The organism is Arthrobacter antibioticus, from assembly GCF_030063205.1.
Classification (GTDB): domain Bacteria; phylum Actinomycetota; class Actinomycetes; order Actinomycetales; family Micrococcaceae; genus Specibacter.
The window spans coordinates 30,491-56,447 of record NZ_JASISQ010000008.1 but is presented as its reverse complement, the minus strand read 5'-3'; the positions used below and the strand labels follow the sequence as shown (position 1 = coordinate 56,447).

General features: G+C 57.9%; 24 protein-coding genes, 1 pseudogene and 2 riboswitches. Of the genes and pseudogenes, 15 read left to right on the top strand and 10 right to left on the bottom strand.

What is annotated here, in order from left to right:
• Positions 1–61 precede the first annotated feature (61 nt).
• The 6 genes and pseudogenes from QMG40_RS14910 (at position 62) to mnhG (ending at position 6,530) form a co-directional block, all read left to right on the top strand.
• Positions 62–3,040 carry a Na+/H+ antiporter subunit A gene (locus QMG40_RS14910; RefSeq protein ID WP_283531903.1) on the top strand — a complete coding sequence of 993 codons (2,979 nt, stop codon included), beginning with the start codon at positions 62–64 and terminating at the stop codon, positions 3,038–3,040.
• Complete coding sequence (locus tag QMG40_RS14905) at positions 3,037–3,603, top strand: Na(+)/H(+) antiporter subunit C (RefSeq protein WP_283531902.1); 567 nt, start codon at positions 3,037–3,039, stop codon at positions 3,601–3,603. Before QMG40_RS14910 ends, QMG40_RS14905 begins: the two co-directional genes overlap by 4 nt.
• The gene (locus tag QMG40_RS14900) at positions 3,600–5,228 is read left to right on the top strand and encodes a Na+/H+ antiporter subunit D (protein ID WP_283531901.1); all 1,629 of its coding nucleotides are present in this window, start codon (positions 3,600–3,602) and stop codon (positions 5,226–5,228) included. The genes QMG40_RS14905 and QMG40_RS14900 overlap by 4 nt, the downstream gene beginning before the upstream one ends.
• Positions 5,225–5,770 (top strand): annotated as a pseudogene (locus QMG40_RS14895) (Na+/H+ antiporter subunit E); the annotation flags it as partial. The gene QMG40_RS14900 and the pseudogene QMG40_RS14895, both read left to right, overlap by 4 nt.
• Positions 5,771–5,895: 125 nt before the next feature.
• A complete protein-coding gene (locus QMG40_RS14890) occupies positions 5,896–6,171 on the top strand; it encodes a monovalent cation/H+ antiporter complex subunit F (protein WP_283531900.1) in 276 nt (91 codons plus the stop codon).
• Positions 6,168–6,530, top strand: coding sequence for a monovalent cation/H(+) antiporter subunit G (mnhG, locus tag QMG40_RS14885; protein WP_283531899.1), 363 nt, complete (start codon positions 6,168–6,170; stop codon positions 6,528–6,530). The genes QMG40_RS14890 and mnhG overlap by 4 nt, the downstream gene beginning before the upstream one ends.
• Before the next feature lie 86 nt (positions 6,531–6,616).
• Here mnhG and QMG40_RS14880 read toward each other — a convergent pair whose 3' ends face one another.
• On the bottom strand, positions 6,617–6,877 hold the full coding sequence (locus QMG40_RS14880; RefSeq protein ID WP_283531898.1) for a DUF4235 domain-containing protein: 261 nt from the start codon (positions 6,875–6,877) through the stop codon (positions 6,617–6,619).
• A gap of 208 nt (positions 6,878–7,085) precedes the next feature.
• Positions 7,086–7,203: riboswitch (TPP riboswitch) on the top strand.
• A 46-nt stretch (positions 7,204–7,249) separates the two neighbouring features.
• On the opposite strand from QMG40_RS14880, the gene QMG40_RS14875 reads away from it, so the two are divergent.
• The 4 genes from QMG40_RS14875 to QMG40_RS14860 all read left to right on the top strand — a co-directional run bounded on the left by QMG40_RS14875 (position 7,250) and on the right by QMG40_RS14860 (position 12,046).
• Positions 7,250–7,900 (top strand): ECF transporter S component, encoded by a 651-nt coding sequence (locus QMG40_RS14875; RefSeq protein ID WP_283531897.1) that lies wholly within the window; start codon positions 7,250–7,252, stop codon positions 7,898–7,900.
• A 2-nt stretch (positions 7,901–7,902) separates the two neighbouring features.
• Positions 7,903–9,477, top strand: a complete 1,575-nt coding sequence (locus QMG40_RS14870) for an ABC transporter ATP-binding protein (RefSeq protein WP_283531896.1) — start codon at positions 7,903–7,905, stop codon at positions 9,475–9,477.
• Positions 9,474–10,271, top strand: a complete 798-nt coding sequence (locus tag QMG40_RS14865; RefSeq protein WP_283531895.1) for an energy-coupling factor transporter transmembrane component T family protein — start codon at positions 9,474–9,476, stop codon at positions 10,269–10,271. The genes QMG40_RS14870 and QMG40_RS14865 overlap by 4 nt, the downstream gene beginning before the upstream one ends.
• A 242-nt stretch (positions 10,272–10,513) precedes the next feature.
• Positions 10,514–12,046 carry a UDP-N-acetylglucosamine 1-carboxyvinyltransferase gene (locus tag QMG40_RS14860; protein ID WP_283531894.1) on the top strand — a complete coding sequence of 511 codons (1,533 nt, stop codon included), beginning with the start codon at positions 10,514–10,516 and terminating at the stop codon, positions 12,044–12,046.
• 42 nt (positions 12,047–12,088) lie between these two features.
• Here the strand turns inward: QMG40_RS14860 and QMG40_RS14855 are convergent, their stop codons facing one another.
• The 3 genes from QMG40_RS14855 to QMG40_RS14845 all read right to left on the bottom strand — a co-directional run bounded on the left by QMG40_RS14855 (position 12,089) and on the right by QMG40_RS14845 (position 14,012).
• Entirely contained in the window at positions 12,089–13,300 is a 1,212-nt protein-coding gene (locus QMG40_RS14855; protein WP_283531893.1) for an O-succinylhomoserine sulfhydrylase, read from the bottom strand.
• Between the two features lie 62 nt (positions 13,301–13,362).
• Positions 13,363–13,755 (bottom strand): rhodanese-like domain-containing protein, encoded by a 393-nt coding sequence (locus tag QMG40_RS14850; protein ID WP_283531892.1) that lies wholly within the window; start codon positions 13,753–13,755, stop codon positions 13,363–13,365.
• A complete protein-coding gene (locus QMG40_RS14845) occupies positions 13,752–14,012 on the bottom strand; it encodes a DUF1737 domain-containing protein (protein WP_283531891.1) in 261 nt (86 codons plus the stop codon). Before QMG40_RS14845 ends, QMG40_RS14850 begins: the two co-directional genes overlap by 4 nt.
• Positions 14,013–14,104: 92 nt before the next feature.
• A riboswitch (SAM riboswitch) is annotated at positions 14,105–14,225 on the bottom strand.
• 112 nt (positions 14,226–14,337) lie between these two features.
• Here QMG40_RS14845 and QMG40_RS14840 point away from each other — a divergent pair.
• Entirely contained in the window at positions 14,338–14,973 is a 636-nt protein-coding gene (locus QMG40_RS14840; RefSeq protein WP_283531890.1) for a Pr6Pr family membrane protein, read from the top strand.
• On the opposite strand, the gene QMG40_RS14835 is transcribed toward QMG40_RS14840, so the two are convergent.
• Both QMG40_RS14835 and QMG40_RS14830 read right to left on the bottom strand, forming a co-directional pair.
• Positions 14,970–15,860, bottom strand: a complete 891-nt coding sequence (locus QMG40_RS14835; protein ID WP_283531889.1) for an aminodeoxychorismate lyase — start codon at positions 15,858–15,860, stop codon at positions 14,970–14,972. The two genes, QMG40_RS14840 and QMG40_RS14835, sit on opposite strands and share 4 nt — an antisense overlap.
• 9 nt (positions 15,861–15,869) lie before the next feature.
• A complete protein-coding gene (locus QMG40_RS14830; protein ID WP_283531888.1) occupies positions 15,870–16,481 on the bottom strand; it encodes an HdeD family acid-resistance protein in 612 nt (203 codons plus the stop codon).
• 164 nt (positions 16,482–16,645) lie between these two features.
• Between QMG40_RS14830 and cls the strand changes: the two genes are divergently transcribed.
• Entirely contained in the window at positions 16,646–18,124 is a 1,479-nt protein-coding gene (cls, locus tag QMG40_RS14825; protein ID WP_283531887.1) for a cardiolipin synthase, read from the top strand.
• 62 nt (positions 18,125–18,186) lie between these two features.
• Here the strand turns inward: cls and pabB are convergent, their stop codons facing one another.
• The 4 genes from pabB to QMG40_RS14805 all read right to left on the bottom strand — a co-directional run bounded on the left by pabB (position 18,187) and on the right by QMG40_RS14805 (position 21,973).
• A complete protein-coding gene (gene pabB / locus QMG40_RS14820) occupies positions 18,187–20,334 on the bottom strand; it encodes an aminodeoxychorismate synthase component I (RefSeq protein WP_283531886.1) in 2,148 nt (715 codons plus the stop codon).
• Positions 20,327–20,812 (bottom strand): low molecular weight protein-tyrosine-phosphatase, encoded by a 486-nt coding sequence (locus QMG40_RS14815; RefSeq protein WP_283531885.1) that lies wholly within the window; start codon positions 20,810–20,812, stop codon positions 20,327–20,329. The genes pabB and QMG40_RS14815 overlap by 8 nt, the downstream gene beginning before the upstream one ends.
• Positions 20,813–20,867: 55 nt before the next feature.
• The gene (locus QMG40_RS14810; RefSeq protein WP_283531884.1) at positions 20,868–21,488 is read right to left on the bottom strand and encodes a LysE family transporter; all 621 of its coding nucleotides are present in this window, start codon (positions 21,486–21,488) and stop codon (positions 20,868–20,870) included.
• 77 nt (positions 21,489–21,565) lie between these two features.
• Positions 21,566–21,973 carry an ArsR/SmtB family transcription factor gene (locus QMG40_RS14805; protein WP_283531883.1) on the bottom strand — a complete coding sequence of 136 codons (408 nt, stop codon included), beginning with the start codon at positions 21,971–21,973 and terminating at the stop codon, positions 21,566–21,568.
• 268 nt (positions 21,974–22,241) lie between these two features.
• On the opposite strand from QMG40_RS14805, the gene dnaK reads away from it, so the two are divergent.
• The 3 genes from dnaK (at position 22,242) to QMG40_RS14790 (ending at position 25,907) form a co-directional block, all read left to right on the top strand.
• Positions 22,242–24,119 (top strand): molecular chaperone DnaK, encoded by a 1,878-nt coding sequence (gene dnaK / locus QMG40_RS14800; RefSeq protein ID WP_283531882.1) that lies wholly within the window; start codon positions 22,242–22,244, stop codon positions 24,117–24,119.
• 2 nt (positions 24,120–24,121) lie between these two features.
• Positions 24,122–24,685 carry a nucleotide exchange factor GrpE gene (locus QMG40_RS14795; protein WP_283531881.1) on the top strand — a complete coding sequence of 188 codons (564 nt, stop codon included), beginning with the start codon at positions 24,122–24,124 and terminating at the stop codon, positions 24,683–24,685.
• Positions 24,686–24,899: 214 nt separating this feature from the next.
• Entirely contained in the window at positions 24,900–25,907 is a 1,008-nt protein-coding gene (locus tag QMG40_RS14790; RefSeq protein WP_283531880.1) for a DnaJ C-terminal domain-containing protein, read from the top strand.
• Positions 25,908–25,957 lie beyond the last annotated feature (50 nt).

The following is a 25,957-nucleotide window of genomic DNA, read 5'->3' as shown; positions in this document are numbered from 1 at the left end:
GGGAACCGACTTTAACCCCCGTGATTCGCTCATCTTCAGCCCGAAACATGCGGAGTCTTCAGTGTTGTTTGTCCTTTGCGCGCACTTCATCGTCGCCATTTTCGCGCCCATATTATTTTCTCGATTCGGCAGAGCAGCATTTTATTTTCTTGCTGCGGTTCCTGGAATCAGCTTCATCTGGCTCGTGTCGCAATACCAAAATGTGTATTCACTCACACACGCTAACCCTTCGTTAGAGATCTCCTGGGTTCACGCGTTGGGCCTGGAACTCTCCTTTCACATGGATCAACTATCTTGGCTGCTGTCTCTGCTGGTCCTGGGTGTTGGTGCTCTGGTGCTCGCCTACTGTGCCAGGTACTTTAAATCCAACGACGCCGGATTGGGCGGGTTCGGCGCGCAACTCCTGGCCTTTGCCGGAGTCATGTTTGGGCTGGTAACCGCAGACAACTTGATCTTGTTGTTTGTTTTTTGGGAACTAACCACAGTACTTTCCTACCTGCTGATCGGCTATGCCCGGACACGCGTTGCCGCAAGGCGTGCAGCGTTGCAGGCGCTGATGGTGACAACCTTTGGTGGGCTGGCCATGCTGGTGGGCTTGATCGTGCTGGGCGAAAGTGCCGGAACGTACAGTATTTCCGGGGTTTTGGACAAAGCACCGGAGCTGATGAGCGCCGTCGGAAGTTCTGGCACAATCATCGATATTGCCATCGCGTTGATCCTCGTGGGGGCCGTGACAAAATCGGCTCTGCTGCCCTTCCACTTCTGGCTTCCGGGCGCTATGGCTGCGCCCACCCCCGTCAGCGCGTATCTACATGCTGCCGCGATGGTGAAGGCTGGAATTTACCTCATTGCACGCCTGGCACCAGGTTTTTCCCAGACCCAGTATTGGCAGACAATAATTGTAGTGCTGGGTCTAAGCACCATGCTGCTGGGCGGTTGGCGTGCACTTCGGCAGCATGACCTGAAATTAATTTTGGCCTACGGAACTGTCAGTCAACTGGGTTTTATCACCCTAGTTGTCGGGTTGGGGGGTCAAGAAGCGGCCATGGCAGGTATGGCGATGGTGTTGGCGCACGGCCTATTCAAGGCATCCCTATTCTTGGTCGTCGGTATTATTGACCACCAAAGCGGAACCCGCGATATACGCCAGCTCTCCGGCGTTTTTAAATCCGCACCAAAATTAGGGGTTGTGGCACTGATAGGTGCGGCATCAATGGCCGGGTTGCCGCCTCTGGCTGGGTTTGTTGCCAAGGAAGCTATCTTTACGGCGTTCATCGCCTCGGCCGTTAACGGCCCTGCTGGTCCGTTAGTTGGCTGGCTAGTTTTGGTAGGCATGGTGGTGGGATCGGTGCTGACATTTGCCTACAGTGCACGGTTCTTCTGGGGTGGTTTCGGTACCAAGGCCAAGGGTATGGCTACCGCTTTTAAGCGAGTGGACTGGTTGTTCCTTGCCGCCCCAGCCACACTAAGTGCGTTGACGCTTATTTTTGGTTTCCTACCCCATGTGGTTGAACGCTGGATTGCACCCTACAGCGCACAGTTTCCCGCGTATGACACCGAAGGGATGCATCTGCTGTTGTGGCATGGTTTCACCCCGGCGCTGGGACTCAGTGCCATCGTGGTTGCGGGAGGAATCGGCCTGTTCCTGATGCGCGGCACGCTGGAAAGCTGGCAGCGTCGAGTCCAAGGCGTCATTGACTTTGAACGGGGATACCGCCAATCAGTTGTGGCCTTGGATGCCGTGGCCATTTGGGTTACCGGACGCACTCAGCGTGGTTCCTTGTTCTTTTACCTTGCGGTAATTTTATCAACAGCGATTTCTGCGGTGTTGGCGGTACTGTTCCTGAACGAACAGCAGTGGACTACGAATATTTATTTCATAGATCCTTCATCCCCGTTCCAAATGATCGCCGGTGCAGTGATAGTCATTGGCGCCGTTGCAGCCGCTAGAGCGAATAAAAGGTTCATGGCTGTTTTGCTTGTGTCAGTCACCGGCTACGGCGTCGCACTGCTCTTCGCGTTACAAGGTGCCCCCGACCTGGCGTTAACCCAGATGCTTGTGGAAACAATAATTTTGGTGGCGTTTGTCTTGGCCATGCGTTCTCTGCCGCCGCGTCTGCGTGAGCGCACGGCAACCGGTACGCACCGTATTGTGCGGTTGATTATTGGGGTTGGTTTTGGTGCAACCATGGTGGTGGTAGCCATCGTCGCCATGGGCGCGCGCATTCACGACCCCGTCAGCTTGAGTTTGCCGAAACTGGCGTATGAAGGCGGTGGTGGACTCAACGTTGTCAATGTGACCCTGGTGGATATTCGCGCCTGGGATACCTTTGGCGAGATCTCTGTTCTGGCCATGGCCGCCACAGGGGTGGCGAGCTTGATCTTTGTTAGGGGCCGTGGCCAACGGTTGCCGCGTGCTGAGACCGTGGAGACGGGCAGCATTGGCAAGTTGGCGCAGCCGGGGTTCCACCCAGCCATTCAAGTCGCTAGAAAGTTCACGGCATCGTCTGAGAATCCCTGGCTCGTAGCGGGCCGCACACTAGCCCCGGAACGGCGTTCAATCATTATTGAAGTGGTCACCCGGCTGGTGTTCCACAGCATTATCATCATTTCCATTTACCTGCTTTTGGCTGGGCACAACGGCACAGGGGGCGGCTTTGCCGGTGGCCTGGTAGCCGGGCTGGCGCTCACCGCCCGTTACTTGGCTGGCGGCCGTTTTGAGCTGGAAGAAGCTACCCGGATTTCAGCTGGTACGTTGTTGGGCCTCGGACTGGCCATGGCCGCGCTGACAGGACTGGTACCGCTATTCTTTGGTGGAGAAATCTTCCAAAGTGCCATTTTCGCTTTCGATCTACCCATTTTTGGACACGTGAAATTCGTGACCTCCACTCTCTTCGACATTGGCGTGTATTTAGTGGTGGTGGGCTTGGTCATTGATGTGCTGCGCAGCCTTGGTTCAGAAATTGACCAGCATGAAGAAAACGGCATGGATGGGTTTGAACTAATTGAAGACGACGAACCAATGGAGGTGGGTCGATGAGTGTAAACCTGACCCTGCTCCTGGTGATGGGTGTCCTGTTTGCCGTGGGCATTTACCTATTGTTGGAACGAAGCCTCACCCGTGTGCTGCTGGGCCTGATGCTGCTGGCCAATGCCACAAACCTGCTCCTGCTAACAACTGGTGGATACGCAGGTTTGGCACCGATCTTTGATAAGGATATTTCCCCCACAGAGTTCAATGATCCCTTGCCTCAAGCGTTCATCCTGACCTCGATTGTGATTTCTTTTGCGGTCACAGCATTCATGTTGAGCCTGATATACCGCTCATGGTTGTTGAGCCGCGCAGATGATATTCAAGTTGATACGGAGGATCTCCGGGTCGCCAAACAAGACCTGTATGACAACGAGGAGGACTCCGAGATTGCCATTGAGATCTCCGATTTTCACGAGAACAACCAGCCAGCGAACAAACGTGAGACAGTCCCTGGCATGCATTATCGCAAGGTAATTGATCCGAAGAAGCCAGCACCCAGTAGGCCGGCACCGAAGAAGTCAGCATCTAAGAAGCCAGCACCTAAGAAGCCAGGGAAGGAGCAGGAATGAATGTCGCTAGCTTTGCGCCACTGGCCGTAGTCCTGCCTTTCCTGGGTGCGGCTTTAGCATTCGTGCTGATCAGGCGCCCCGGAGCGCAGCGCCGGGTCAGTCTCACAACCATCAGCGCCACCTTGGCACTAGAAATCTGGGTGTTGGCCAGCGTCTGGACAAGCGGACCCATTGCCGTTCAGCTTGGTGGCTGGTCCCCTCCTTTCGGCATTGTGATGGTTGCCGACCAGTTCTCTTCATTACTGTTAGTTGTCTCCTCTGCTGTAAGTTTGGCGGTCCTTGCTTATGCCACAGGTCAGGGTGCCGCGGACGGTGAAGAAGGTGGACCCGTTTCGGTTTTCCACCCCACCTATTTGATTCTGGTGGCAGGGGTTTCCAATGCGTTCCTAGCAGGAGATTTATTCAATCTTTATGTGGGCTTTGAGATCCTGTTGACTGCCAGTTACGTCCTCATGACGTTCGGCGGCACCGGCTCCCGGATCAGGGCTGGCATCACCTATGTAGTTGTCAGCGTGGTTTCCTCATTGCTGTTTCTGATTGCCATTGGGATGGTTTATGGTGCAACGGGAACAGTGAACTTGGCTGATCTGGCGGTGAAGCTTGGCGAACTGGACCAAGGCACGCAGAACCTATTGCATGTGTTGTTGCTGGTAGCCTTTGGGATCAAGGCAGCCGTTTTCCCGTTGTCCTTTTGGCTCCCGGACTCCTATCCAACAGCTCCAGCACCGGTCACAGCAGTATTTGCGGGGCTGCTCACCAAAGTTGGCGTCTATGCCATCATCCGAACCGAAACACTACTCTTCCCCTCGAATGATTTTAACTCTGCGCTTCTGGTTGTGGCCCTGCTGACCATGATCGTGGGTGTCCTGGGGGCCGTGGCACAAACTGATATCAAGCGCATGCTCTCCTTCACCCTGGTGAGCCACATCGGGTACATGATCTTCGGCGTCGCACTTTCATCGGTGCTGGGTTTGGCCGCAACAATCTTCTACGTCATTCACCACATCACCGTCCAAACCAGTCTGTTCATGGTGACGGGGCTGATCGAACGGCGTGGCGGGACCTCCTCGATTGCGCGTCTGGGGGGTCTGGCGAAGCTCTCTCCCATACTGGCGGTGCTGTACTTTGTCCCCGCCATGAACCTGGCCGGAATCCCGCCGTTCTCCGGATTCCTGGGCAAACTGGGCTTGCTGCAGGCAGGTGTGGCTGACGGTACGCCGCTCGCTTACGCCCTTGTGGTGGGCGCAGTGGTGGCCAGTTTGCTCACACTGCTAGTCATGGCCAGAGTGTGGAACCGTGTATTTTGGCGTAGTACCGCAGATGCACAGGACCCGGATCCAGTGCTGCTGGCAACTGCCCCCGACGCTTCGGGTACGCCAAGTATGCGGGCACTTCGCACCAGTAAACATGTTGATGCCACCAAGGGGCGTTTTGCCGGAGACAATGAGATTCCGATCCTGCCCAGTGCAATGGTGTATTCCACGATGGGCTTGGTAGTTCTTGGGGTGGCCATGACAGTCTTTGCGGGACCGCTCTTTGAGCTGTGCCAGACAGCAGCTACAGGCATGCTTGAACGCACTCCCTATATCGAAGCTGTGCTGGGTCTAGGGGCGGGAACGCGATGAACCTCTCTAAGACTCCGAAGTGGAATCTTGTGCAAAAACTGCCGCTGCTGATCTGGCTAGTACTGGTGTGGGGTGCTCTGTGGCAGGATTTCAGTGCGGGGAACCTTCTTTTTGGTGCGCTGATATCGCTCGTCGTTTTCCAAGCGTTCTATCTCCCACCCATTGAATTGAGCGGCCGATTCAATGTCCTGCGTGCCGTGACTTTCTTGCTGTGGTTCCTCAAGCAGGTCACCATTGCCAGCTTTCAGGTCCTGTATTGGGCCGTTATGAAGGGCCCACGCATACGCAATGCGGTCATTGCGGTGCCTTTGCGCAGCCCCTCGGACCTGCTCATGACGGCAGTAGGGCACGTGTTGTCGCTGATTCCGGGTTCATTGGTGGTTGAGGTGGATAGAGGTTCGGCGACGCTTTATGTTCATGCGATGAACGCACCAACGGCGGAAAGTGTTGAACAGGTCCGTGCAGGTATTCAGGATATCGAGGCCCGGCTAATCCGTGTCATGGGGACCCAAGCTGAACTCGCGGCCTTGAAATCGGAGAAGGCAGGGGAGTTAATGCTTACGCACGCGGATCGCGTCCGGGCACTAGCGAAGCACTCCGATGCCGAAGCCCATTCCCACGGACGAGAGGCCACAACGGCTACGAAAAAACCTGAAGGTGAGGGATAATGACGGTCCTGGAAATTATTGCAATAATCGTCGCTGTGGTGCTCTCATTGGCTGGCGCTGGGACTATCTACCGTATTGCCAAGGGGCCGTCTCTGCTTGATAGGGTCATTGCCGCAGATGTTCTACTGGCCATTTTTGGAGCTGCGCTGGCTACGGAAATGGCTGTGAACAAGCACATGGACAACCTGGCACTCTTGGTGGTGCTAACAGTGATCGGCTTCTTAGGGTCAGTTACTGTGGCTCGATTCGTGGGACATAAAAAGGAGGATGCATGAACACTTTTCTAGATGTGCTCACGGCCATCTGCCTGCTCCTTGGTGCGCTCATGAGTCTGGCAGCGGCCATCGGGCTGTTGAGATTCCCGGATCTGATGAGCCGCATGCACGCTGCCACGAAACCACAGGTTTTAGGTTTATTGTTGATGCTTGCAGCCATGGGATTGCAACTGCGTTTATGGGTGCTGGCGCCGATCCTGCTTGTCGCGTGGCTCTTTCAACTTCTTACCGTTCCGGTATCAGCGCACATGGTGGGACGCGCCGGATACCGTACCAAGTATCGACGTCCAGAACTGCTCAGCGTTGATGAACTCGATGAGGTTGTGGCTGCCGTGATCGAGGACGCCTCACCCAACTAACGCGAGTTGCCACTTGTGGTGTCCACAATTGGGTTTTGGACACCACAAGTGGCAACTCGCGGTCGTGGGGTGAGAGCCGCGGGCGCCTAGACCTCTTCTGGGTGTTTGTTGAACCGTGCTATCGCTTTTTGAGTGGTCCGGCTGGCCAGTGTCTGGATTATGGCTGCAACAACCGAAGAAACCAGCGCAAACGTCAGCGCTGAACGGAGACTATTCTCTAGATCAGCTCCGTCCTTGGGCGGCTTATTGCCAGTGCTCTTTTCCCAAGCCTTATCAACGAGTTTGCTGGCCACAAACCCGGCACCCAGGCTCACTCCGGTTCCAAGCAATTTGAAGACGATGTTCATGAAGGACTCCTTTAGTCTTTTCGGGCCCCGTGGCGGGCAAAACCTTAATGTTAGCCTAGCCGCTCCCTTCCCTCCACAGGGGCCCGCTGCATGTTTGTGCGAATCCGTGTTCGCACAACTACGATGCGCAGAGCTTCTGCCGTGTGACTTCATCGTGGTTCACGCATTGTCCCTCTCTACATGAGCGAGGTATGATGAAGCCGCAATTCAAACACGACAGGGGAGCGTCTACCCGACCCGGGTATCGACGCTGAGAGTGCGGTTCGCCGCAGACCCTCGAACCTGCCCCGGCTAGTACCGGCGAAGGAAGTCGAGTTCTCTTCGGCTGCGCGGAAATACCGCCGCAACCGCCCCTCCTGAAAAGGAGGAAACATGAGCAAGTCATTAGCGGGCGAAAACGCCAGGCAAAATCAAAACACACCTAACAACGCTGCACCAGCCAAAAAGAGCACGTGGCGTGTAGTGGATATTGTTGTCCTCTCAGTGCTGGGCGTGGCCGTGGGTGTTATTTTCTGGCTCTGGTCCGCCGGCTACGGGTTGATCAGCGCACTCTCGATTGCCTTTCCACCCGCCGGGGCCCTGTACGGCGGCGGCTGGTTGATCGCTGGCATCCTGGGTGGGCTTGTGATCCGCAAACCGGGCGCCGCCTTGTATTGCGAACTCATTGCCGCAGCCGTCGAGGGTTTGCTGGGCACACACTTTGGATTCACTATACTGATCTCCGGACTGGTCCAGGGCCTGGGTGCCGAGTTGGGCTTTGCACTGTTCCGCTACCGCAAGTTCAACCTCCCCGTAGCAGCATTGGCAGGGGTGCTGGCTGGGTTGGCCATGGGCGTCAACGGAGCCTTTATTTATAACGTCGCCTGGGCAATTGAATGGAAGCTGGTCTACGTTCTGTTCTCCATGATCTCCGGTGCGCTCATTGCCGGACTGGTGCCGTGGCTGGCTGTGCGCGGACTAGCCCGCACGGGTGCACTGGCGAATCTGCCATCCCGGGGCGCTGCCACAGAGCGGGCCGTTTAGTCATGGCTGGTGTGCAGAACCGCGGAGCACCGGCGCGAGTGAATGCCAAGGGCTGGGGCTGGCAGCATTCCGGCCGCGCTGCCCGGGCCGTGCACGGACTGGATCTGGTGATCGAGCCGGGTGAGCGGGTCCTGTTGTTGGGGCCTTCCGGGGCCGGAAAGTCCACTTTGCTGCACGCCTTGGCTGGTGTCCTGGGAGAGAACGAGGACGCGAATGAGATCGGTGAACTGCTCATAGATGGCCGTCCCGCAGTGGAATCCCGCGGCCGGGCAGGGCTCATGCAGCAGGACCCGGATGCGCAGGTGGTCCTTTCGCGTATTGGTGACGACGTTGCCTTTGGAGCGGAAAACTTGGCAGTCCCACGGGATGAAATCTGGCGCCGGGTCAATGCAGCGCTGGAATCTGTTGGTCTTGATCTACCGTTGGATCATTCCAGTTCCGCCCTCTCCGGTGGGCAAAAGCAGCGCCTGGGGTTGGCCGGAATGCTGGCTATGCGCCCCGGTTTGTTGTTACTTGATGAGCCCACAGCCAATTTGGATCCCGCGGGAGTTGTGGAGGTGCGCGACGCCGTTAGTCGTAGTTTGGCTGAAACCGGGGCAACCTTAGTGGTTGTGGAGCACCGGGTGTCGGTCTGGTTGGATGTTGTGGATCGGATCGTGGTGCTGGCCCCAACACGGCTCGGTGAACCTGGCGGCGTCCTTTTTGACGGCCCGCCCGCCACGGTTCTTGCGCAAAGTAAGGAGCTTTTGGCCGGTGCAGGGATTTGGGTACCTGGGCATATCCCAGCGGTTCGGCCGCGCGCGCGTCCGCAGTTCCAGCATTCCCTGGACGACGGCGGCTCCCCACTTCTCCTTGAAGCGCACAATTTGGCTGTTTCCCGCACCAAAAGTCGACGCAAACATCCTGTGGTGCCGGCCGCTGTGGTGCCATCCGTGCTGGTGCGGGCAGGGGAAGCCCTGAGCGTGACAGGACCCAACGGTTCGGGAAAATCTACTCTGGCACTGACGTTGGCGGGACTGCTGCCGGCTGTTGGTGGCGAGCTAACAGCCTTACCTGAGCTGGCACGAGGGGCCGGAATATCCCCAGTGAAGTGGCGGGGCAAGGAACTGATTAGCAGGATTGGCACCGTTTTTCAGGAACCAGAGCACCAGTTCGTTACTGGCAGCGTCCGGGACGAGCTGCTTTTTGCCCCGAAACTACTGGGCCGTGGTGGAGATTCCGTGGACGAGCTACTGGTGCGGCTGCGGTTAGAGCATCTAGCGGAGGCGAATCCGTTTACTCTTTCTGGAGGCGAGAAACGGCGACTGTCCGTGGCGACGGTTCTGGCCGCCAGTCCGCAAGTCCTGGTGCTGGATGAGCCCACTTTTGGTCAGGATGCGAACACGTGGGCGGAGCTGGCATCGTTGCTGCGCGAATTACTTGATGCAGGAACTGCCGTGGTGTCTGTGACACATGATGCCGCATTTAGTGCCGTCCTGGGCGGGGACCGCCTGGTACTGGGGGCCGGCGTTGAGCCGTTTGAAAGTGCCCCTCCTGCTGCCACAAAAGACGAGCTAACGAAGCCGGTGCGGCGATGAGCGCGCAGATTATCCAGACCCAGCGCTCAGCGGCCTGGCTGGCGCAAATCAACCCGTTGGCGAAGCTGGGGGCGGGGATGTTCCTGACCGTGGTGCTGCTGATCAGTGTGGACTGGGTCTCGGCCACGGTTGCGCTGGTGATCGAATGTGCTTTGCTGCCGCTGGCCGGTGTGAGCGCCCGGCTGCTCTTGCTGCGCGGCTGGCCCATTCTCATTGCGGCCGTTGTGGGCGGGTATGGCACGGCGTTGCTGGCGCCCAAAACCGGGGAACTGCTGCTCGCCTTCGGCCCAGTCACTTTTACCTCCGGATCCTTGGAAGCCGGTGTGGCAATTGCCTTGCGTGGTTTGGCGGTAGCTTTGCCTGGCATCATTGTCCTTTTCTCCACCGATCCCACGGATCTGGCCGACGCCTTGGCGCAGAAGCTGCGCCTTCCGCACCGCTTTGTACTGGGGGCATTGGCAGCCATGCGCCTGGTCGGACTGCTTGTTGCTGAGTGGCAAACACTCGGTATGGCCAGGCGCGCACGAGGTGTCGGCGGAGAGCCCGGTTTCTTCCGCGGGATCGAATCACAGCTGGGCCAGGCCATGGCCTTGTTGGTGCAGGCCGTGCGGCGTGCCTCGCGACTTGCCGTCACCATGGAAGCAAAGGGCTTCGGAGCGGGACCGCGGACTTGGGCGCGGGAATCCGTCTTCGTCCGCAGGGACCTGGTGGTGGCCGCCGGCGGAGTAGCGATTGCGGCACTGTCGATGGGTGCCGCACTTGTTCTGGGAACATGGAATCCGGTACTGGGCTAAAGCGTCAACACGGTGCAGCCTCGCCGTGGGCAAGCCTGCCGTTTCAGCTAAAAATCTCCAGAGGGGGTAACGTGGAGGAATGCTGCGAGGCTGGCTGATCCGGCCATGGAAATTATCGCATGAAACGGTTATTTGACGAATAATTTGGCGTGAATCGTCCAAAATCGTCCAGAATTGTCCCGAAACTGCCCCAAAGGTCATCTGATTCCTTGGAAATATGCACCCTATGATATAAAAGTATAATGACTCAAATGGCTGCAGAAACCGTTGGCGTATTGCTCCGAGATGCGCGAGCCGAAAAAGGCTGGACCCAAGGGGAACTGGCCACCCAGCTGGGAACTAGCCAAAGTGCTGTAGCCCGGATGGAACAAGGCAAGCAGAACTTGAGTCTAAAAATGATCCAGCGAATGGAGACGCTGCTGGAAGCAAATCTCTTTAACGTTGGTGCGGCAAGCAAGAACGCCGTGACACACCTGCGGGTTCATGGTGGACGTGAACTCTCTGGCAGTGTTGAGGTTAATACCAGCAAGAATGCAGGTGTGGCCCTGCTCTGTGCCAGTCTAATCAACCGAGGAACCACCACGTTGCGGCGCCTGGCACGCATTGAAGAAGTCAACCGTATTGTTGAGTTGCTGACCTCCATCGGCGTTGAATGCACGTGGCTGGAAGACAACGACCTGCGAATCCGCCGTCCCGCCATGCTGGACTTGGCTTCTATGGACATCGCAGCAGCGAAGCGCACCCGCAGTGTCATCATGCTCCTGGGCCCGCTGTTGGATGAAGAAAACTCTTACCGTATCCCGTACGCCGGAGGCTGCGACCTTGGCACGCGCACGGTTGAACCGCATATGCAGGCACTTCGAGAGTTTGGGCTCACGGTCAATGCCCACGACGGGTTCTACCAAGTACAGGCCCCGTTCAGTGACAGCGAGGACAGGACCTTTGTGTTAACCGAGCGGGGTGACACAGTGACGGAAAATGCCATCATGGCGGCTGCCCACCGGGAAAGCAAAACAGTCATCCGCAATGCCAGCCCCAACTATATGGTGCAGGATCTATGCTTTTATCTCCAGGGTTTGGGAGTGCAAGTTGAGGGCGTTGGCTCCACCACGTTGACCATCACCGGCAAGGCCCGGATTGATATTGATATTGAATACGCACCTTCTGAGGACCCCATCGAGGCCATGAGCCTGATTACTGCCGGCATCGTGACAAAGTCAAAGGTGACGGTAACGCGCGTACCCATCGAATTCATGGAAATCGAACTGAAGGTGCTGGAGCAGATGGGGTTCCACTACCTGAAATCTGCCGAGTACATGGCTCGCAACGGCAAAACACGTCTAGTAGACATCACCACTTTGCCCTCTGATCTGGTGGCCGCCCCGGATAAGATCCACCCCATGCCCTTCCCCGGCCTGAACATAGATAATCTACCGTTCTTTGCCGTCATTGCTTCCTGCGCAGAGGGCACCACCTTGATCCATGACTGGGTCTACGAGGGCCGGGCCATCTATTTGACGGAGTTGAACCGTTTGGGGGCAGGTGTCCGCCTGCTGGATCCACACCGGATTGACATCACCGGACCCACCGCATGGCGCGCCGCAGAAATCGGCTGTCCCCCGGCCCTGCGCCCTGCGGCCTGCATATTACTGGCTATGCTCGCTGCGAAGGGCACCTCCGAGTTACGCAACATATACGTCATTGAACGCGGCTATGAAGACCTAGCCGAGCGGCTGAACACAGTGGGTGCTGAGATCGAGTACTTCCAGGACTAGCCCGCGCTCTGCACGGCTGGTGGTGGCCCAGGGCCTAAGCGTTCAAATGGCGGCCAGGGCCTGAGCCACGTCGGCGCGCAAATCGTCAACGTCCTCCAGGCCAATGGAGAGGCGCAAAAGGCCATCGCTGAGTCCGATAGCGGCGCGGGCATCGGGCCCCATGGCACGGTGAGTGGTTGTTGCTGGATGGGTAATCAGGGACTTTGCGTCGCCAAGATTGTTGGAGATATCGATAATCTTCAACGCATTCAAAAACGAAAAGGCCGCATCTTTTGCGGTGCCTACAGTAGGTTCTGCCAGCTCAAACGTCAGGACAGTTCCGCCGGCTTTCATCTGTTTTTTAGCTAGTTCAAACTGTGGGTGCGATGGCAGGTGCGGGTAGAGGACACGGCTGACAGCTGGCGCAGACTCCAAGAACTCACCCAATGCCAGCGCGCTCCTGCATGAATGTGAAACGCGCAAACTCATAGTCTCCAGCCCCTTCGTCAACACCCAGGCGTTGAAGGCAGATAATGCCGGTCCGGTGTGGCGCATCAGGTTTTTGACGGGGCCCTGGATGAATTCCTTGGTACCCAAGATGGCGCCACCCAATACCCGGCCCTGGCCATCAATATGTTTGGTGCCCGAGTACACAATAATGTCAGCACCAAAGTCCCCGCAGCGTTGTAGGAGAGGAGTGGCGAACACGTTATCGGCCACCACCTGCGCACCGGCTGCATGGGCAAGATCGCACACAGCCGCTACATCGATGATTTCTTGCATGGGGTTTGAGGGGGATTCAAAGAACACAGCTGTTGTGGGAACCGAGAGGGCGGTTCGCCACTGATCCAAATCGGGTCCGTCAACAAACACGGTCTCCACTCCCCAACGCGGCAGCAGTTCGTTAAGGATGACAAAGCAGGAGCCAAAGAGCGAGCGTGAGGCAACCACGCGGTCCCCGGCCGCCAGTAATGCACCCAAGGCGGTAAATACAGCAGACATTCCCGACGCCGTCGCAAAGCAAGCTTCTTTACCTTCCAACAGTCGCAGCCGTTCCTGAAAGGTGGCCACTGAGGGGTTCCCATACCGGGAGTACACAAACCTCTCCGTTTCGCCGGTGAAAGCGGCTTCTGCGGCTTCCGCCGATTCATACACAAAGCCGGAGTTTAAAAAGAGGGCTTCGGAGGTTTCTTGAAAATTGCTGCGGTCAAGGCCGCCCCGTACGGCTTGGGTGTCCTCTGCCCAGGTGGCTGCGTGCTGGTTGAAGTTGCTCAATTACGTATCCTTGGCTTTCGCTGGTGGTCTCTCAGTGGCGTGTCATAAGGTGCGACGGCGGTTCAGCGCCAGGGTAGTTGTTGGTTCTTCCAGCCGTTGATCACCCTGTCGCCGTAGGGGTCGGGGACGCCTTCGAAGCCTTCCAAGACGTTGTACGCCGTGTAGCCGACGGCCGTAGCAGCCTCGGCAGCGGCAATGGAGCGGGCGCCCGAACGGCACAGCACCACAAGGGGTGCCTGACGGGGTACCGCGGCCTGTAGCTGCGCCAAAAATTCGGGGTTGTGGCTGCCGTCGGCAAGGTTCCATTGGATAAAAAGCGGCTCGGTATTAAGGGCGGAAGTATCGGGAACACCAATATGCTCCCATTCACTGCGGGTGCGCACATCCAACAGAACAGCGCCGGCCGCCACATGCTCCCATGCTGTTACCGGCGGCAAATCCCCTGCGTAGCTCATTTGATGACCTCTCCATGAAGTGCCAACTCTGTATCCAGCTCGTCTATTGCCGTGGCCACTGCGGCGTCACTGGTGGCAACGGCCTGCGGAAGGATGAGAGCTTGGGCGCAGATCACGGAGCTGCCATCGAAGGTGAGCGCAGGACCCCCGTGCAAAACATAGCCCTCATCCAGGGCCGTTGAGATGCACTCGCAGAAGGAACGGTCATCGGGACCTGTAATGAGCCTGTAGGCCAAGCTGGATGGGTCAGTGGACATAATTTCTCCTCATTGCAAATGGCCGGAGGGCTGCAAGGGGGGAGCTGTGCAGGTATTTAGAAACTGAGCTCCTAAATACACACTGCAAGTTACGTCCACGCTTGCAAACTTAAGCCGTTGATAGCTTGATTTGCCGAGTATTCACCTGAGGCACCCCGCCGGAAAGAGGGTTGCCGGCCAGCAAGTCAGGGCTTGACACTGGCACTCATTACTCACTTTGAAGCTAACACACCGATCCCTTGCCAATACTAAAAACTGGGAAGTGTGGCGGAACATGACGGCTGCGCTACAGACACGCGGCCCACTGTACTGGCACTATGAAACCATGACTTCGCACCGCACATTTGCTGCTATCCGCTTCCTGTTTGGAGCGGTGGCCCTCACCGCCGTAGGAATCCAACTGGGCATCCATGCCGGCCACGGCTTCAGTGTGCTGAACTTCTTCAGCTACTTCACCAACCTCTCAAACATCTTCGCCGCCGTCGTCCTCGTTGTAGAGTCCGTGCTGACGTGGCGCGGGAAAGAATTAGGCCCGGTGTGGCAGCTGTTGCGCTGTATTTCGGTGGTGTGCATGGCGTTGGTTGGTATCGTTTTTCAGGCGCTGCTGCGCGATGTGGATTTGGGTGCGTTACTTCCATGGATCAACACATGGCTGCACTATGTGATGCCCGTGGTTGTGGTGGCAGACTGGCTGATCCAACCGCCTCGCCAGCGGATTCCCTTGAAGAGAGTTGGGATCGCCATGGTGTTCCCGCTCGTGTACCTGGCGTATTCGCTGATTCGTGGGGCGGCTACCAACTGGTATGCCTACCCGTTCCTGAACCCGGACGACGGCGGCTACGGTGCAGTTTTGTTGACCTGCCTGATCATCGCGGTTGCTTTTGTGATCATGAGTGTGTTGATGATTGCGCTGGGAAACAAGCTGCGTCCCGCTATTGCGCCCGTCGCTAGTGCCACCTAAAGGGTTTTTGCCAATAGCTCCCCAAGTTCGGTGCTCAGTTCTGCCCGGATCTTGGGGGTACCAATTTCCGTGCCATCGATCGTATTCACCGGCGCCAACAAGCGCAGGCTGGAGATGAGCCACACCGCGTCTGCATCGAGCAAATCCGCTGGGGCAACGGGGCCGTATCCCAACTCCCATCCGGCGGACTTTGCAGCAGCAAAAAGTGCCCCTTGGGTGGTGCCGGGCAAAATACCCGTGTCTAAGTGGGGTGTGATGAGTCGTTTGATGGGCGCACCGAATTCATCTGTAATGTGGGCCAAAAGCACCGACGATGTTGGGCCTTCCAGCACCAATCCGTCTGAGCTGGTGAAGATCACGTCATCAGCACCTTGCTGGTGCGCATACCGCAGGGCTGCCATGTTGAGCGCGTAGGAGAGTGTTTTAGCGCCCATCAGCAGCCACGGTGCGCGGGCGGCAATCTGGCTGTCGTAGCCACGCTCCAAGAAAATAACGTCCAAACCTTGGGCCCGTTGTTGCGCCAGCTTTGGCGAAATTTCCGAGACTTGCACCCAAGCGGAGGCGGTGTTGGCTCCCTCGGGGCCACGCGTGGCTACCAGTTTCACAACGGCTTGGTCGGTGGCGCCAGCATAGGCCTGCAACGCCGTCGTAATTGCCGCCTGCCATACCTTTGCCGCGGGTATCTCTAAGCTCATGGTGTTCGCGGATACGGCAAAACGGTCAAGGTGCGCCTGAATTTTGAGCGGGACACCGTCAATGGCTAGGAGGGATTCGAAGATTCCATCTCCCCTGGTGACGCCCTGATCCGTGGCCAAAATGGTGGGCGAGGCGGCGTCGGCCAACCGTCCTGCCGGATGGGCGGGGTCCAAAAATACCAAAACTGTCATGTTCGGAGTTTAGCGGGTGTGGGTGATTTTCTTGCCGAACGTTAGCGCCCTAACCAGACCAACTATGCCCAGAATGATCAACATGATGGCAGTCATCAGCAGCAACCACATGGCCGTCCAAGCGGGAACCGCCAGCACCATGATTCCCGCTAGGACACTGATGACGGCAAAGACTATGGCCCAGAGACGGGTGGGGCCCTTGCCAGCTTCGGCCATAGCGATGATGCCCTCGAAGATCCAGCCGATGCCGATCAAGATGACAGTGAACACCAAAAGGGCTTCGCCGGTGGCGGCAGAGTTCCGCAGGGCGATGATGCCTGCAACCATAACGAATAGACCGAGCAGGATATCTAAGACGCGCATGCCTGCGGAGAGGCTGTGGCTGAAAATTCCGAGCGCTACTTTCACGCCTCCGGTGATGAGAAAGTTGATGCCAAGGAAAATGGCCACGACAGCCAACGTCTTGGTGGGCCAGAGCAAAAGCAGCAGACCCAGGACCAGGGCCACTGCGCCGCTGATGGCAAACGCAATACGCAGTCCCTTGACCGCTGTTTGGGTAAGCCTGTGCGGATCAAGAGCAAAGACGTCGGTGTTGCTGTGGGGGCTGTCCGTGCTACTCATGACGGCGCTTCTTTCTGCTGTTGACCTGCACTTTATGCACAGCATAGCCGCGACAGTGTCCGGAGCGGCACAGGCTACGCAGATGCCTCATGCGGCTAGGCTATTGTCACTAGCGGTGGCATACGCTGTGTGGATTGCTTGGAAACAAACTAGGAGTCACCTGCATGATCTGGACGGCGTTTAGTCTGCCCACAGCTGGTTCTTGGTTTTCGGTGCTCATTATCGTGGTGGATCTAGCGATTCGAATCGTTGTGCTTGGCATCATCCCTGGAAACCGCCGTCCCACAACTGCCATGGCGTGGCTTTTGTGCATTTTTTTCTTGCCTTATATTGGGTTGATCTTGTTCCTGATGTTTGGAAACTTCCGGCTTTCCAGGCGCCGACGCGAGGCCCAGGATGCGGTTAACAAACGCATCGTTGAGGGCACCCGGGAGGTGGCCTCTCAAGTGGGGACATATGAGGGACCCGCCTGGGTGAGATCGGCTATGGAACTGAACCAGAACCTTGGTTTCTTCCCGGCGTTGGGTGGAAATTCGGTACAGCTCATAGATGGATACCAAGCCTCACTTGATGCTATGGCTGATGAGGTGAGCAAGGCCACCGAGTACGTCAACGCCGAGTTTTATATTATGAGCTCGGACAGCTGCACCAATAGGTTGTTTTGCGAACTTGAGGCGGCAGCGGAGCGTGGGGTCAGAGTCAGGGTTCTCTTTGATCACATCGGTTCTTTACGGGTGCCCGGATATAGGACCATGATTCGGCGTTTAAATGCCAGCCAGATTCAGTGGCGACGAATGCTTCCCCTGATGCCCGTCAAGCGGCAGTGGCGTAGACCAGATCTTCGCAACCACCGCAAAATACTGGTGGTGGATGGTCGAATCGGGTTTACGGGATCCCAAAATATTATTGAGCCTTCTTATCATAAAAGGAAAAACCACAGGGTTGGCCGCCAATGGGTGGAATTGATGTCTCGTCTAGAAGGCCCCATTGTGGGAACGCTGAACGTCATGTTCGCCACCGACTGGTCTGCGGAGACTGAAGAGACTCTTGAATCGCAGCTCGCGGCCTACCACTGGGACTCGTTCTCGGGTGGTTCGTTGTGTCAGGTGGTACCCAGTGGTCCGGGATTCGTTACGGAGAATAACCTGCGCTTATTCAACACGCTGCTGTATTCCGCGGAGGAGTGCATCACCATCTCCAGCCCCTATTTTGTGCCCGATGACTCGCTGCTCTACGCCATCACAACGGCCGCCCAGCGCGGGGTGCTCGTGGAGCTATTTGTCTCTGAGGTGGGAGATCAGTTTCTTGTCCACCACGCCCAGCGTTCTTACTATGAGGCTTTACTGAAGGCTGGGGTGCACATTTTCTTGTATCCCAAGCCATTGGTTCTGCATGCCAAGCACTTCACAGTTGACTACGACGTTGCGGTGATTGGATCCTCGAATATGGACATGCGCAGCTTCTCGTTGAACCTTGAAGTGACTGTGATGATGATTGATCGCGACGTGGTCAAACAAATGCACTTGGTGGAAGATAATTACCGCGCCATGTCGCGTGAGCTCAAACTGGAGGAGTGGCTCAACCGACCTATTCTTGCCCGGTATGTGGATAACGTGGCCAGGCTGACGGCCACCCTGCAGTAGCGTCGCTTCTGCGCGCCATTGTTAACGAATAGTGCGCCACAGTGCCCGTGGCGCACTATTGGTCAACAATGGTGCGCAGGAAAGGTTGAGCCCAACGTAGACAGGACGCCATGGGCTTTGGCCTGGATCTCCTGCCACTCTGCCTCGTCCTGGGAGTCAGCCGTAATGGCGCCGCCGATACCCAGGGAAAGGTGCGTGCCGCCGTCGTGCGTGTCCTGCAAGATTAGCGTACGGATCACAACAGAGAGATCGGTGGCCGCGTTAAGCGAAAAGTAGCCAATGGCGCCCGAATAGATCCCGCGGGTCCCGGCCTCGAGCGCGTCAAGGATGGCCATGGTGCTGATTTTGGGGGCGCCCGTCATTGAACCGGCCGGGAATGCTGCGGCAACGGCTTGTGCCCGCGAACTTCCGGGGGCCAGCCGGGCTTCGATGGTGCTGACCATCTGGTGCACGGTGGCGTAAGTTTCGATCTGGCACAGGCGCGGGACTGTCAGGGATTGCGGGATGGCGAAGCGGGAGAGGTCGTTCCGGAGCAGATCCACGATCATGATGTTCTCCGCCCTGTCTTTCTCCGAGACGCCCAGATCTTCCTTGAGCGCGGCGTCCAGCTCCGGATCTGCATCGCGGCGGCGCGTGCCCTTGATGGGTTCGGCGCGCATGAGTCCCTCAGAGTCAATGCGCAGAAAACGTTCGGGGGAGGTGCTGCAAACACTCATTGTGCCGAGGCGCAGAAAGGCCGAAAACGGTGTTGGGTTCCGCTTTCGCAACGCTGCATAGGTGCTCAAGGGCGCCATTCTGAGCGGTAAGCGGGCCTCCAACTGGGTGGTCAGGCAAATTTCATAGCTGTTGCCGTCGTGAATTTCAGCTTTCGCGGCGGCGATCATCGACTTGTAGCGCAGTTCCCCGTCACGGATTGTGAACTGCGGCGCGGCTCCACAGACGGACGACGCCGACTGGCCAGGTTCGTTGGGTGCGGCGGCCCTTGCGGCGGCAAGGGCCGTACGGACCCTGGCGCAAAAGTCCGCTGATTCTTGGGTGGAGCCAGGCTGGTGGGGGCTTGTCAGCGTCAAAACGTAAAGGCAGTCTTGTAGATGGTCAAGAACCACGGCGCGGCCGGCAAAGAGCAAAGCCGCTGCGGGGACAGTCACGCCAGGGGCAGTGTCATCAGAGGGCATGTCATCAGAGGGCGTGGCGCTCCTTGGGGTGGGGGACGCGCAACCGCCGGTTTCAGCTTTGAGGTCGTAGCCCAGATAACCTAGCCAGCCCAGGGTGAAATCACCGGGGTAATGCGATGGGGCCCGCACAGCTTTTCTCCCCCAGACAGAATCCAGCCACTGGAAGAAGGGGCCGCCAATACGGGTTGTAACCTGACTGGCCAACACAGTTGTCACACCATGCTCATGGCGGGCGAGCTGGCCGAAGCAACCGGAATCATCGGCCATGACTGAAAACCGTGAACGGGAGGCCGCTTGCTTATCCGTGGCGGAGTCGGAACTGTCCAGCCACACGGCGTTTTGTGCGTTGCCATAGAGTACGTCAAAGAGGATAGCGGCAGGTGGCAGACCGTCAAGGCAAACTACTGAAAAGTCCAGGCCGCGGCGGCGTGCAAGTTCGGGCCCCAGCACATGCTCCATGGCGGGAAGAGTTGAGAGCGCCTGAAGAACCACCGGAGGTGCGTCAGCGACGCCGTGGGTGCCGTCAATAATAATGTCGGCCACAGCAGCTGACGCGCTCTCACCTGCATCCTGCTCCAGCAGCCGTTCCTCCTGCTCGGCCCAAATATCCCAGAAAGGCGCATAGATGTCCCCGTCACGGGCCAAAGCGCGTTGCTTGCGAACCAAGCCGGGAGCATCAACCCAAATGATCGCGTCGAGGAACTCGGCAGCCTTCCCATGCGAGGAACCCACACCCTCCACGAGCACCACCGGGGCCACGGCGGTGGTGCGCGGGGCGCCGTCGTTCTTGGACTCCCAATCCCACGCGGTCCAGGTAGCGGGCAGGCCCTGGTGCAAGGGGCGCAGAACGGAGTCGATGTAGCGCTGCACGCCGCCGGCCAAGCCATCCCACCCCGGGTAGATGTCTTCCAGATGAAACAACGACACGGCCCTATGGCGGCGCAGTAGTGCGGCCAGCTCCACCGCCACGGTAGTTTTTCCCGCACCGGAGCGGCCGTCAATGGCGATGATGACAGGCCGTGGGGTACTAGCCACGAGTGTGTGCCAAAATACCTGGAATTGCTGCCGCAATCAGATCCCAGCTGACCTGAAAGTCCTTCGCGTCCCCAAACCAAGGATCGTAGATGCCCTGTTGTTTGGGTTTGGCGCCGGACAACGCCGGATCGAAGGAGCGCAGCATGCGGATCTTGGCGGCTGCAGCTGCGTCCGGGGCAAGCGCCCGCAGAGCTTGGAAGTGGTCTATGTCTAGGGCCAGGATGAGGTCCCGTTCGGCGAACCAACTAGGATTAAATGCCCGAGCACGATGGTCACTGCTCTCAATGGCGTGGCGCGCCAAGAGTGCTTTGGCGCGCGGGTCAATCGCGTTCCCAACCTCCCATGCCGTAGTCCCGCAGGAATCAATCTCGAGATCCAGGCCAGCCTCTGTTGCGGCGCTGACCAACATGTATTCGGCCATAGGGGAGCGGCAGATATTGCCGGTACAAACGGTCATGATCCGATAAGGAGTGGTCATGGGGTTAGTCTATCGGCGTGAAGTTTGGTGGATTAGCCTGCGGACCAGCGCGACGCTAGACCAGCGCGAGCAGGATCCCAACAACAATGAACATCACGCCAAAAATTCTGTTGAGCAGTAATTGCCCGTGCTCGCTGGCCGTTAGGTGTTTGAGTTGCTTTGCGCCGGCGGCAAAAACAAACCACATGACAATGATGTCAATGAGCACCACCGTCGCGGTCAGGACTACGTATTGCGGGAGCAGCGGATCCGCCGGCCGAATGAACTGGGGCATGAACGCTAGGAAGAAGACGATCGCTTTGGGGTTGAGGAGATTCACCCACAGGCCGCGACGGAACATCGAGAGGCCCGGCTCAACAGCGGCAGCGGATTTCCCGCCGTCGTTCTTCTCAACCTTAGCCAGCAGCGACCTGATGCCTAGATAAACCAGGTAGGCGGCGCCCACGTAACGGATGAGGAGGAAGAGGATCGGGGAGCTGGAAACGATGATGCCAACTCCTGCGGCCACGATGACAATATGAATTACCAAGGCCAATTGCTGGCCCAGGATGCCCCAAAATGAGCGGCGGAAGCCTGCCGTTAACGAGTTGGACATGGTGTTAATGGCGCCCGCGCCGGGAGTCAGGGAGATCATGGCGCCAGCGCCTGCTAGGGCTAGCCAAAGGGAGAATTGCACCCGTTCAGTTTAGGGTGCGGAAGCGGGTTCGTGCTGACAGGGTCGGCACTGGGCCCTCAGCCTGCGAACCCTGGATTTTACAGGCTAAGAATACTTGTTGAGGCAGCCTCGAGTGCCCCTGGCACCAAGGAGTAATAAGCCCACGTGCCGCGTTTTTCGCGACTCAGCAAGCCCGCATCCACCAGGATTTTTAGGTGGTGGGAAATGGTGGGCTGGCCAAGGTCCAGTGGCTCAGTGAGGTCGCATACGCAGGCCTCACCGCCGTTGCCCGCTTTAACGATGGAGAGCAGCCGTAAACGGTTGGGATCGGCGAGAGCTTTAAGTAGCCGGGCGGTCTGTTGGGCCTGGATTGCGCTCAGAGTTGGTTCAGTGCCGGGGCCGCACGCAGCTGCCGGACTGGCGAGTGTTGGGCTGGCGAGTGCAGAGCTGGCGAGAGCTGAGCTGGCGAGAGCAGGGCCCGGGCTGAGTGAGGGCGAAGTGTCCATGGCCCCATTATCCCCGCGATTGACGATTGTCGATATAGCAGCACCTGCTGGCCTTCTGGCCCGGTGGCGGGTCTGCCAGCCCAAGCCAGCCATCCGACGTCGCGCATGTTCGCCTAAAGTGAAAGTTGAGCCTACTACGCTCAAGTTCATTTGACATGGCGGCGAGGCTGAGTAAAGTTGAGTCCAGAACGCTCAATACCGCTGGTTGAGCGACCCGCCGCCATCATGGCGGATAAGTTCACGCAGCGGCTCATGAAAGGAACCACTTATGTCACGTGCCGTAGGTATTGACCTCGGAACCACCAACTCTGTTGTATCCGTCCTCGAAGGTGGCGAGCCCACAGTCATCGCCAACGCTGAAGGCGGCCGCACCACCCCCTCAGTAGTCGCCTTCTCCAAGAGCGGCGAAGTCCTGGTCGGCGAGATCGCCAAGCGCCAGGCAGTGAACAACATTGATCGCACCATCGCATCCGTCAAGCGCCACATGGGCACCGACTGGTCAGTTTCGATCGATGACAAAAAGTACACGGCGCAGGAAATCTCCGCTCGTACCTTGATGAAGCTCAAGAACGACGCCGAAGCTTACCTGGGCGAGAAGGTCACCGACGCTGTTATCACCGTCCCGGCCTACTTCAATGACGCTGAGCGTCAGGCAACGAAGGAAGCCGGCGAAATTGCCGGTCTGAACGTATTGCGCATTGTTAACGAGCCCACTGCAGCAGCGCTGGCCTACGGCTTGGAAAAAGGCAAAGAAGACGAACTCATCCTGGTATTCGACCTCGGTGGCGGAACGTTCGACGTTTCCTTGCTTGAAGTTGGCAAGGATGAAGACGAGTTCTCCACCATTCAGGTTCGCGCGACCTACGGTGACAACCGCCTCGGTGGTGACGACTGGGATCAGCGGATCGTTGACTTCCTGCTGAACCAGCTCAAGGTCAAGGGCATCGACCTGTCGAAGGACAAGATCGCCCTGCAGCGTCTGAAGGAATCAGCAGAGCAGGCCAAGAAGGAACTCTCTTCGGCATCCAGCACCAACATCTCCTTGCAGTATCTTTCGGTTACCGCTGACGGACCGGTGCACCTGGACGAGCAGCTCACCCGTGCCAAGCTCCAGGAGCTGACCAAGGACCTGCTCGAGCGCACCAAGAAGCCGTTCAATGACGTCATCAAGGAAGCCGGGATCAAGGTTTCTGACATTGATCACATTGTTCTGGTCGGTGGCTCCACCCGTATGCCTGCCGTTGTTGAACTGGTCAAGGAATTGGCTGGCGGCAAGGAGCCCAACAAGGGCGTCAACCCGGATGAGGTGGTGGCCGTTGGCGCAGCACTGCAGGCCGGTGTCCTCAAGGGTGAGCGCAAGGACGTTCTGCTCATTGACGTCACCCCGTTGTCCCTCGGAATTGAAACCAAGGGCGGAGTGATGACCAACCTGATCGAACGCAACACGGCCATCCCCACCAAGCGTTCCGAGACCTTCACAACCGCTGATGACAACCAGCCCTCGGTGGCCATTCAGGTCTTCCAGGGGGAGCGTCAGTTCACACGCGATAACAAGCCGCTGGGCACGTTCGAGCTGACCGGTATTGCGCCGGCTCCGCGCGGCGTCCCGCAGGTTGAGGTCACCTTCGACATTGACGCCAACGGTATTGTGCACGTCTCCGCTAAGGACAAGGGCACCGGTGTTGAGCAGTCAATGACCATCACGGGCGGCTCCTCACTGTCCAAGGAAGACATTGAGCGCATGGTTCAGGAAGCTGAAGAGCACGCAGCTGAAGACAAGACCCGCCGCGAGGCAGCCGATCTGCGCAACTCCGCAGAGCAGCTCCACTACTCCGTGGACAAGGTCTTGGCTGATAACGACGACAAGCTCGCTGACGATGTCAAGAACCCGGTGAAGGAAGATGTCACCGCGCTCAAGACAGCCCTGGCCGGCGACGACGACGAAGCAGTGAAGACTGCGTTTGAGAAGTTGCAGGCTTCACAGTCAACCCTGGGCGAGGCAATTTACGCCGCAGCGCAGGCTGAGGGTGCAACGGCCGACGCCGGAGCTTCCGAAGGTGCCACAGGCGCCGCACCGGAAGGTGACGCCGAAGAAGACATCGTTGACGCCGAGATCATCGACGAAGACGCAGACGAGAAGAAGTAAGCATGTCTGAGTCAGTAAACCCTGAAGAGGTTCCGGAAGACGGAATCCCCGAAGACGCTACTAACGAGGGCGATGCGCTCTCCCAGGCGGAAGATATCCTCAACGGTGTTGAGGTTCCGGCTGATGAGTCAGTTGCCCAAGGTGTGCTCACCGATGAGGCTGCCGAGTGGAAGAATGACCTTCTTCGCTTACAAGCCGAATACGTCAACTACCGCAAGCGTGTTGAACGCGACCGAGCAGTGGCAGGACAGATGGCCGTCATTGGCGTACTGAACTCGCTACTGCCCGTGGTGGATGACATTGACGCGGCGCGTGCGCACGGCGACCTCACCGATGGCCCCTTTTCGGCCATCGCGGCAAAGCTGGAAACAGCTTTGGCTACCTACGGTTTGGAAAAGATCAACACAACTGGTGTGGCATTTGATCCGACCATTCACGAGGCACTCATTCAGCAGCCTGGCGCCGATATTGAGGTTGACACTGTTAGTCAGGTGCTACGCAACGGATACAAGTCCGGTGAGCGAATTCTGCGCGCCGCACAGGTCATCGTGGCAGTACCTGAATAGTCCCCGATTCCTCCCCGGTTGAATCCGCTGGCGCAGATTCGACCGGGGGCCTCGGAACTGTGGGCCCACCAGTGCCTCCCGGGACGCGCAAGCTCGTCCCGGGGCCCCCTGGTGGGCCTAAGCCACCGGTGGGGTTGATCGAGGCACTTGTGTCCCGGTCAGCCCCACCCTTGGCGAAGCATTACCCCCAACAAACTTTTAGAAAGGAGGCGTCTTGGCAAGTCAGGATTGGGTCGAGAAAGACTTCTATAAAATCCTCGGAGTGTCCAAAGATGCATCGGACACCGACATCAAGAAGGCCTACCGGAAGTTAGCCCGTAAGTATCACCCGGACACAAACTCTGGTGATCCTGCGTCGGAAAAAACTTTCAAGGACGTCTCCGAAGCGTATTCAGTACTCTCAAGTAAAGAAGATCGCGAACAATATGACGCCATCCGTGCCATGGGAGGCGGCGCCCGCTTCAGCGCAGGCGGCACTGGTGGACACGGCGGAGGCGGTGGCTTCGAGGATGTCTTTGGCGACCTCTTTGGTGGCGGCCGCGGAGCGCCCCGGGGGAATCCCGGATTTGGTGGCTCACCTCGTGGGAACCCAGGATACGGCTCAGGCTTACCGCCGGAGTTCGCGGACCTCTTTGGCGGCGGTGGCGGCGGTTTTGGCGGCTTCCAGTCAACACCTACGAAAGGTGCTGACCGCAGCGCCTCAACAACCATCTCCTTTGGCGGGTCAATTACCGGAACCAAGATTGGTCTGCGTGAGCCTAACGGCGACGTGATCGATGTACGGATTCCCGCAGGTATCAAGGATGGTCAGAAGGTCAGGGTCAGAGGCAAGGGCCAGTCAGGTGCTGCCGGCCCGGGTGACCTAATGGTCACTGTTAAGGTCAAGCCGCACGACTTCTTCGTGCGTGATGGCAACAACATTCGTGTCCATGTCCCCGTGGCATTCCATGAAGCCGCGCTAGGGGCAGACATCAGCGTGCCCACGCTGACGGGAGAAACTGTGCGTGTCCGCGTTCCGGCCGGAACCCCTTCCGGACGGACGCTACGCGTCAAGGGGGCAGGCGTTAAAACCAAGAAGGGTGATGGTGACCTTCTCGTCACCATTGACGTGACAGTGCCGCAAAAGCTGAACAAGGAAGCTGAAGCCGCCGTGCGCGCTTTCGCTTCAGCAACAGCTGACGAGGACGTCCGTGCTGCACTCAAGGACAAAGCAAAGCTGTAGCTTGCTACCTGACCACTCTCGCGGACCCATAACGGGGCCCGCGGGACGGC

Excerpts from the sequence above, each read along its gene's own strand:
- QMG40_RS14905 (WP_283531902.1), top strand. The coding sequence starts at position 3,037 with ATGAGTGTAAACCTGACCCTGCTCCTGGTGATGGGTGTCCTGTTTGCC.
- QMG40_RS14900 (WP_283531901.1), top strand. The coding sequence starts at position 3,600 with ATGAATGTCGCTAGCTTTGCGCCACTGGCCGTAGTCCTGCCTTTCCTG.
- QMG40_RS14890 (WP_283531900.1), top strand. The coding sequence starts at position 5,896 with ATGACGGTCCTGGAAATTATTGCAATAATCGTCGCTGTGGTGCTCTCA.
- mnhG (WP_283531899.1), top strand. The coding sequence starts at position 6,168 with ATGAACACTTTTCTAGATGTGCTCACGGCCATCTGCCTGCTCCTTGGT.
- QMG40_RS14880 (WP_283531898.1), bottom strand. The coding sequence starts at position 6,877 with ATGAACATCGTCTTCAAATTGCTTGGAACCGGAGTGAGCCTGGGTGCC.
- QMG40_RS14875 (WP_283531897.1), top strand. The coding sequence starts at position 7,250 with ATGAGCAAGTCATTAGCGGGCGAAAACGCCAGGCAAAATCAAAACACA.
- QMG40_RS14870 (WP_283531896.1), top strand. The coding sequence starts at position 7,903 with ATGGCTGGTGTGCAGAACCGCGGAGCACCGGCGCGAGTGAATGCCAAG.
- QMG40_RS14865 (WP_283531895.1), top strand. The coding sequence starts at position 9,474 with ATGAGCGCGCAGATTATCCAGACCCAGCGCTCAGCGGCCTGGCTGGCG.
- QMG40_RS14860 (WP_283531894.1), top strand. The coding sequence starts at position 10,514 with ATGACTCAAATGGCTGCAGAAACCGTTGGCGTATTGCTCCGAGATGCG.
- QMG40_RS14850 (WP_283531892.1), bottom strand. The coding sequence starts at position 13,755 with ATGAGCTACGCAGGGGATTTGCCGCCGGTAACAGCATGGGAGCATGTG.
- QMG40_RS14845 (WP_283531891.1), bottom strand. The coding sequence starts at position 14,012 with ATGTCCACTGACCCATCCAGCTTGGCCTACAGGCTCATTACAGGTCCC.
- QMG40_RS14840 (WP_283531890.1), top strand. The coding sequence starts at position 14,338 with ATGACTTCGCACCGCACATTTGCTGCTATCCGCTTCCTGTTTGGAGCG.
- QMG40_RS14835 (WP_283531889.1), bottom strand. The coding sequence starts at position 15,860 with ATGACAGTTTTGGTATTTTTGGACCCCGCCCATCCGGCAGGACGGTTG.
- QMG40_RS14830 (WP_283531888.1), bottom strand. The coding sequence starts at position 16,481 with ATGAGTAGCACGGACAGCCCCCACAGCAACACCGACGTCTTTGCTCTT.
- cls (WP_283531887.1), top strand. The coding sequence starts at position 16,646 with ATGATCTGGACGGCGTTTAGTCTGCCCACAGCTGGTTCTTGGTTTTCG.
- QMG40_RS14815 (WP_283531885.1), bottom strand. The coding sequence starts at position 20,812 with ATGACCACTCCTTATCGGATCATGACCGTTTGTACCGGCAATATCTGC.
- QMG40_RS14805 (WP_283531883.1), bottom strand. The coding sequence starts at position 21,973 with ATGGACACTTCGCCCTCACTCAGCCCGGGCCCTGCTCTCGCCAGCTCA.
- dnaK (WP_283531882.1), top strand. The coding sequence starts at position 22,242 with ATGTCACGTGCCGTAGGTATTGACCTCGGAACCACCAACTCTGTTGTA.
- QMG40_RS14795 (WP_283531881.1), top strand. The coding sequence starts at position 24,122 with ATGTCTGAGTCAGTAAACCCTGAAGAGGTTCCGGAAGACGGAATCCCC.